The 7,753-nt window shown below is 55.2% G+C and carries 5 protein-coding genes; 2 read left to right on the top strand and 3 right to left on the bottom strand.

Annotated features, from left to right (window positions below; all coding sequences use genetic code 11):
* Positions 1–1,377 precede the first annotated feature (1,377 nt).
* Both AC5ZG5_RS45215 and AC5ZG5_RS45210 read left to right on the top strand, forming a co-directional pair.
* Complete coding sequence (locus tag AC5ZG5_RS45215; protein WP_456647075.1) at positions 1,378–2,565, top strand: GFA family protein; 1,188 nt, start codon at positions 1,378–1,380, stop codon at positions 2,563–2,565.
* A gap of 28 nt (positions 2,566–2,593) precedes the next feature.
* Positions 2,594–3,256, top strand: a complete 663-nt coding sequence (locus AC5ZG5_RS45210; protein WP_456647074.1) for a 2OG-Fe(II) oxygenase — start codon at positions 2,594–2,596, stop codon at positions 3,254–3,256.
* 602 nt (positions 3,257–3,858) lie between these two features.
* On the opposite strand, the gene AC5ZG5_RS45205 is transcribed toward AC5ZG5_RS45210, so the two are convergent.
* The 3 genes from AC5ZG5_RS45205 to AC5ZG5_RS45195 form a co-directional block, all read right to left on the bottom strand.
* Entirely contained in the window at positions 3,859–5,175 is a 1,317-nt protein-coding gene (locus tag AC5ZG5_RS45205; protein ID WP_456671309.1) for a preATP grasp domain-containing protein, read from the bottom strand.
* A gap of 175 nt (positions 5,176–5,350) precedes the next feature.
* Positions 5,351–6,886, bottom strand: coding sequence for a class I adenylate-forming enzyme family protein (locus tag AC5ZG5_RS45200; RefSeq protein ID WP_456647076.1), 1,536 nt, complete (start codon positions 6,884–6,886; stop codon positions 5,351–5,353).
* Between the two features lie 423 nt (positions 6,887–7,309).
* Positions 7,310–7,519 (bottom strand): hypothetical protein, encoded by a 210-nt coding sequence (locus AC5ZG5_RS45195; RefSeq protein WP_456647072.1) that lies wholly within the window; start codon positions 7,517–7,519, stop codon positions 7,310–7,312.
* Between the last annotated feature and the right edge of the window lie 234 nt (positions 7,520–7,753).

Genomic DNA, 7,753 nt, shown 5'->3' with positions numbered 1-7,753 from the left:
CGGAGACACTCAAAATCAAATCGCCCGCCGCGCCTTCAGCGCCACGGCTCCTCATCGCCTTCGCCAGATCATCCTATTCCCGTCGCAGAGCAATTGGTCGTGTGAGAAATACGGGCTAACGCTCTCTTAAGAATCGACAGGCTGGCAGCACCTGCATTTCAGAACTTCCGTTCGCGCATGAGTTCGCGTCATTTGAGGCTTGTCATCGTTGTCCGGTTTCTGACCATCGCACAGTTCTTGTCAGACTCGAAACACCTGGCGTGATCGATCGGCTCGCAATTTCTATAAGCCTAATCAGAAGCTTAAAGGGCGAGGACAGCGCTGGCACGGCGATTGCTATTGAGATGCAGCAAAACTGAGGGAGGGCTGAGTGCACACAGACGCGCAGGACGAGCGATACTCTCCTTCCCTTGGACCCGCGTCCCCAAACAGCGCGCTATTATGAACGACGAGGCTAAATTTCCACGTCAATGTTCGTTGCCCGGTGCTCGGGCGTGAGATTCCATCGCGACCGACAGCAATGCGCGACGAGTGCACCTGAACCTGGCTCAGATATACAAGGCTATCATGTCGGCCGCTCGGCACTTAGACCCACTGCGCTATACGAATGAGCGGCGGGCTTTTAACAGCTGGGTGACGCTTTCTCCTGCAGGAGCGCCCCCGTGGGAGCTCCTGGGCGACGGAAGTGACCGCTAGAGCCGAAAAAGCACACAAGTCAAGGCTCCAGAATGGCGAGGCGCTGTCATTCTTCTTTCTGCCCCAGCAGCTTTCCAGTCTTACGACTTATGAAGTGCAACTGCGAACAAGCAGGGCAAACAACGCCTTGAAAGTCTCGTTCCGTCGCCTCGGCATCATCATCGAGCCACTTCTGGACCATCATCTTCGTGATCGGACAGGCGAAAGTGAAGGCGCGCATATCTTCCCTTTATTGAGTGCTGGTCAAGCAAAAGCGAGAGCCGGTGTGCTTGAGCTCGCAACCACAATAGCGCAGGCGAGGGCCCGGGCACTCGCTCCAACCCACACTACGAAGTCCTCGTGGAGTTGCCTTGATCTCGCGCAACCGAACCGACGCCCCGTGGGAACTACAGCTCACAATCGAGGAACCAATGAGCATCCCTGCGAGACGACGGAATCGTTTGGCGCAAGCAAATCCACGCGGTGAATAAGTAAGTTGAGCAAAGCGACTATCGCACCAAAGGTCTACCCGAAGCCGGAGGAGACTGGATGAATCGACAAGATCGACAGCCTTCAAGAGGAAGTGATGCCTCTTTGTGGGGAAATGAACGCATCTCTCGACCCGGGGAGATCGGTATCCGTTGGGGGTTTTAGGTCTAGCCCAAGAAAATCTCTCTCTCTTTCTGCATATCCGGGGTTCGAATGACGTTATCCCAAGCTTCTCCTTCTAAACTGCATCAGCCTTCAGAGATACCAGTTGGCGAGTACTTGGCTCACCGAGGCCGGGCTCTTGTTGGCCGCCATCCGTTCGCTGCGGAAATGTCCAAAGACCAGGTTGCCAGTCTACTACCTGAATACTTCGCGATGTCACAGGCTTTCCCATACCTGCAGGCGGGATCGCAAAAGGATCTCATATTCGACGCAATACATCGCAATCGAGCCCTCCCGAGGGATGTTGAGCTGACCAGTGTGGTCGCAAATTTTATCTGTTGGGATGAGACGGGAGGTCATAGTCGGGTTCTCCAGGGCGGCAACGCTGCGCTACCCAGTATTCTGGACACAGAAAACTTCCACTCAAAACTCTTTAGAAAAGATACGTCGCGGCTGCTTGGTCGAGCAATACAGCCTAACTACAGCACCATGACGAGCCGGTACCTGCGTGCGCTATATCATGGCTTGTCGTCGACAGACCCCATAGTGCGTTGCGCCTACATGGTTGCCTTTGAGCTACATGCTGCGGAAATGATTCAGGCACTTTGGAACACGTTGGTCAAAACATTTGATGCTCGGTCCGGCGATCTTGAGTATTTCCGGGTCCATGTCGGCGGCGAGGATCCTGCGGAGAAATATCACGGAGAGATGACAAGCCGGCTCATTAGCGAACTGGTCCCTGCCGACTGCAACAGCCGTTTCTTGGATGAATTCGACTGCGCTTATCGGCTCAGCTTAGAATGGTGCCGCAATTTAGTTCGAACTGACTCGCTTGATCGAGGTGCTCAACGTGAGGTTGAACACCACGGCCGTTGTCATTGTGGTTCTGTCATGTTCTACGTCCGTGCGCCGGCACAGATTGCTGCAGTGAAGTGCAATTGCTCAATCTGCCAAATGTCCGGATTTTTGCATATGCTCGTTGCCAACGACAAGCTCAGGATTGAATGCGGCGAAGAACTCCTTACGACATACCAGTTCAATAGGAACATCGCTCGGCACACGTTTTGTCGCGTTTGCGGAGTGAAGCCATTTTATCGCCCGCGATCGAATCCTTCAGGATTCAGCGTAAATGTTCGATGCCTAGATAGAACGGCGATCGAAAGCATAAGAATAGATGATTTCGACGGCGAGAATTGGGATCTGGCGATCCGCTCGTTGCAGGCGGACGAGAAGAGTTGAATTTGAGTGAATCCGAAAGGCGCGCACAATGAGTGATAAACTTGCTTTGCTTTCAGAAGATGCTCTCGCGAAGTACCGCTCAGAGCTGGCAGATAAAGGTACCGTCCTGATTGCCCCCGAGACACTGTTCACCAAAGACGAGCTGACGAGGATCGATCAGCTGCAGTGCGGTATTCCCGAAGAAACGGTTCGGGAGGGAGATGCGGGCGATTCTCACAATGTTTTTGTAAAACGAGTGCGGCTAGATCACCCTGGCCATCATCCTAGCAACGTGAATGGTACAGCTTCTACGCAGATCATCGAACTAGTTGAAAGGACAGAGCGAGTCTCTGCGCTCAGGAGGATCTTCGGAGGGTCATCAGAGTGCGTCATTCGCCGATGCCAAATTCATCGCATGCCGCCTGGGTCCTTTGTTGGCGTCCATTTGGATGCTGAGAGCGACCCCGACTTCGAGTATTCTGTGATTGTTCAGCTCGCGAGAGATTTCGAGGGCGGTGAGTTCGTCGTATATCCAACTGAGCGTGAGCCCCAAGTGTTTCGCCCGCACCTGGGAACCGTAGTTATCACGACATGTAGCTTCCGGCATGAGGTAAGGCTGGTGCACGCCGGGGAGCGTCGGTCGCTCGTCTACTTTTGTTCAAAATACCGCGGTGCGAACCGCCGGATAATCGAAAACCTGCCGCTCGCGTGAGGTCCGCTAGCTAGATGCTAGGGATTGTAACGCCGCGAGAATGTGGTCTATCGATGTCGGCCGGCGCTCTCTAACTAGATGAAGCAGTGCTCGACCAACGAAGATATTTTGTCATCTTCGTCGCCCTTCGCTACTGTCTGGTCAGTGATGCTGGATCGTAAGTTATCGGACCAAGGCTAATTCTGCTCGTCAAGAGGAGAGGGGAACGCGGTCCTCTGGCGAAATGTTGGCCAAACTGGGACGATCTGCCGAACTAGTTTGATCAACTGAAGAATAGGGCCAATGACCGCAGATTTGGATGCCAATCTGCATCGCTCCGGCATTCTGTTGCTTCGCGCGCCGAGGCCGCAGGACCAAGCGTTTGCACGGTCGTGGTGTGCCCACAGGGAAAGCTGACAAGATTGGTGAGCCGAACAACCTGGGTTTGCAATGGAAGAATTGACAGTGCTGCGAGCGGCCAGTCAACCTGGAAGAGAGTGCTTTGCCATGTCCTCAGGGCTCCTTCTGGCTTCAGCACGGCTGGAAAAGGGGTGTTGTTCAAGTTCGAACGAATGCTCCGAAGAATGCATCCTGAAGACTTGGGACATGGCGCTGTGAGCCACTCAGAGTATGGTCAATAACCTCTGCTCCAAATTCCGGCCCACCAGCCTGTCGCGCGCGATCACGAGACACTCCACCGTGCCTGCCTCTTGATCGGCGGCAAGCGGAATAACGCCCTCCTTGTGTATACTATCGAATAGCAATCCTTCATTGACAAAACAATCAAGCGCCGTTCGGAGGGAGTTTAGTCGGACATTGCGCACAGATGAAATCACGTAGGAATGGGAATAGTCGGGTCGTAGCAACCGGTCAGCAATGCTGTGCAATACCGAGCCTCCGCCCCACCGACCGTTCGCTTCATTAAACAGCAGCTGCCTATCGATCGAGAAGATGGCATCTATGTTGATCATCCCGCGGTACCCCAAGGTCCGCGCAAGCTCCACAAATCGATAGGCATGCGCGTAAGCGGTCGAGAGCTGCTCATCGCGCAGGTCGCTTGGAAGCTCTAGTCCAGTCCAGACGAGAGCTCTTTCGGATCGATCTTCGCTTCGACGCAGACGTATGTTTCCACTGTTGACGTATGCGATTGAACCATTTTCCTCAATTTCGAACTCAAGGTAGAACAGACAACGAGCCAAGTGGTACGATTCGACAACCACCGTTTTACACGACGGAGTTGTCACCTCAGACCAAAGCGCGCCAGGATCAAACGACGACCAAAGGAGCCGCCGGGTTTCTCTTGCTCCAGGGAGTGGAGCGCTCTCCTTGCCGGTGAATATAACATTTCCTACCCCGCCGGCTCCATTGTCTAACTTTACAATCACGCTGCCTGTTTCAGACCTCAGGGACGCAACCGCTCTGAATAATTCGTCTGAGCTTGTCGTTACGCATCCACTGGGTATCGGAAGTGCGACACTTGTTGCCAGTTGACGGAAGTGACTCTTGCGGTTCAACAGATCATGTCCTCGCTGCAGAGCGAAGTCGTCACCGTTCTGCGGTATGCCAAGCATCGCGGCTAAGCGAGCAATGCCTTCCGTTGAGTAGCAAGCACATAGTTTCCAATGTGCTTTCTGACGGATGTGGCTGCTGAGCTGTTCAACAACGGTATTGGACTGCAGAGTGAAATCACTAAGGACCCCCGTCTCGTGGGCGTTTTCTGGCACGAGCACCAAGACGGTCGATGGGTCAAACTTAAGCGTCGCGCCAACGTAGTCTAACAGGTCAGTTGGGATCGCTACCGGAGAGACAATTACGTCGCCCGGTTGTGCAAACCATACGGAACGCCAAGCAGACTTGGCGGCAAGCGAAAGTTGGATAGGCGTCAGATCGGTGCCCGACATCTGAGCGGTACCGGCATTCATAATTAGGATCCGCGGCATCAGCGAGCTCCGGGGTATTTGGCGTTATTGGACGGAAGCGCAGTCCTCCACTAAGATGAACGTGCAGCAGTCGCATTGATGTACAACAATTGACCGAAGCGACTTTCGGTGAGCCGGAGACGCAATATCGTTTCGGGCGGCACGCGAGTTCTAGCCATCGCTCAACCTTCGATACTCAATTGCTGTTTCGTTCCTGGCTTGATCGCGCATCGTGCTCTTTCAGCATAAAATGCTGTATTTTGCCCAACGCGGTTCGTGGCAATTCTTCCGTGAAAATGATTTCGCGCGGCACTTTGAAACGGGCGAGCTGTGACTGCACATGCGCCTTCAGAGCTTCCGCTTCAATCCGCGCGCCTGATCTCCTGATCACGTAAGCGACCGGAACTTCATCCCACCGCGGATCGCGCCGACCGACGACGGCGCATTCCGCGACATCGGGGTGCTCTAAAAGCACACGTTCAACTTCCGCCGGATAGACATTTTCTCCGCCGGAAATGATCAGGTTCTTCTTGCGATCATGCACCCAAAAGTATCCGTCGACATCGCGGTGGCCGACGTCACCAGTGTGATACCAGTCGTTACGCAGTGCCTCATAGGTTGCTTGTTGATTGCCCCAATATTCGCTGAAGAGATTGGGTCCGCGCACTGCGATCTCGCCTGGGGTGCCTGGCGGCAGCTCGTTGCCGGCATCGTCGAGGATTGCCGCTTCGCAGCATAGGCCAGGCAATCCACTCGAACTCTCTCGCGCAAGATCGGCGCCGAGCCTCGTGTAGATGGCAATGGGGCAGGTCTCCGTGGAGCCATAAACCTGCAGGACGGATACGCCGCGCGCGGCAAAGCGGTCGGTCAGGTGCCGCGGCACCATGGTCGAGCCAGTGGAAATTGCTTTCAGTGAGGATAGATCGGTCGTCGGCCAGCCAGGATGCTCGGTCAGAGCTTGAATCGTGGCAGGCACCAACACGGCTAGCGTAGGCCGGTCGTGCTCGAACGCAGCAAGCGTCGCCTCTGGCGTAAAGCGCGGGTGGATCGTAACCGTCGCGCCGTGATGCAGCGCCGGCGTGGTCTGGATATTGAGGCCGCCGACGTGGAACAGCGGCAACACTGTCAAGACATGGTCGGCCGAGGTGAGGCCATGCATGTGTTGACTCATAACCCCATTCCACAGCAGGGCCTCTTGGCGTAGCACAGCGCCTTTCGGCCGGCCGGTGGTGCCCGAGGTATAGACGATCAGAAGCGGGCAGGACAGGTCCGTGTGCGGGCTCCGACCATCGCCGCGCCCTCTCTCTAGCAAGTCATCCCACTTGCTTCCGAGGAGGGGCGTATAATCGAAGCCGACCACGAAGATGTCCGGAAGTTGCTCCGCCAGCGCCGGCAGGAGTGCCTCGAAGGCGTGTTCGACGACCAGCACCTTGGCGGCGGCGTCGGACAGGATGAAGAGCTGCTCGGCGACCGCAAGCCTCCAGTTCAGTGGCACGAGAATTGCGCCGAGCCGCGCGCAGGCATAGAGTAGCACCAGATAGTCCGGCCGGTTAAGGCTGAGAATCGCGACGCGATCGCCTCTCTCGACACCGAGCTGGCTCTTTAGGGCGCGCGCAACCTGTTCGATCCGTTGATTGAAGACAGAGTAGCTTAAAGTCCCGCCCTCGAAATGGATCGCGGGGTTGTCGGGCGCGAACGTCGCGTTGCGCTCAATCAGCGTGCAAAGATCCATCATCGGTGTTCCGCTTTTCTTAGTCTTGCACAGGATGTCCCTCCCGAAGCGGCCAATGAGAGCTCCTCAATTTCCGCGGGAGGTGTCGATTACCGCTTTATTGTCTTAGACAAGGCGCGCGTACCGTCACGTATCTGCAAAAGCAGTCGCAGCTCGTGGCGATATAGGAGCTCAGGTACAGTCGATGTAGTTTGGGGACTCAAGGTGTAGGCTCTCGCTCACGTGCTTGTCCGACAGGAGCGACGTGCATCCGACCATGGTGATAAGCGCACCATGAGGAGAGTGTCTTGCGCGATCTTCTCAATACAGGCTCGCCACACATATAGGCCGCTCTGGGATCTCCATCTTTGAAGCCGACAATGGCCCGGCATTGGCCTTCAGCGTGGTTGACTAGCAAGACCTTCTTGGAGCCGTCAGGTCTTTTCACATTGCCGCTCCGAGATGCTTGGCAATCTCTTGCAATGTCGTGGCGAGCGAGAACTGCTGCCAAAGCGCCTCGAGAACTTCTGCAGGCCGATCGACGTTTATGCGTTTGCGCGATTTTGTCGGCATAGCAGCTCTCAGGATCTGTGCGGATAGAACAAAACCACGTTCCTCGGATTGAGCGCTGGCGCGGCGGGCAACCGGCGCCACCTAGTTTGAGATCGTACAATTTGACGCCACGTGCGATTCAAGTCCCTTTAGGGGCCGTCGTGTGAATATGTTCAAACTCCCAGGCATCCAGGAGCAGCGATGATGCGAAAACGGAAAAAAACCGCCAGTTCCTCAAAGGATCTGGCCCGAAGGTGGACTAGTACCCACTTTTCTTGGATCGTGAGTCGTGATTCAAGATATGGATGATACCCGAAGCAAGAGAAGTCCACCTTT

The organism is Bradyrhizobium sp. Ses1 (assembly GCF_059512365.1).
Note: the sequence above shows the minus strand (reverse complement) of the source record. Positions and strands in the feature narration are given on the sequence as shown.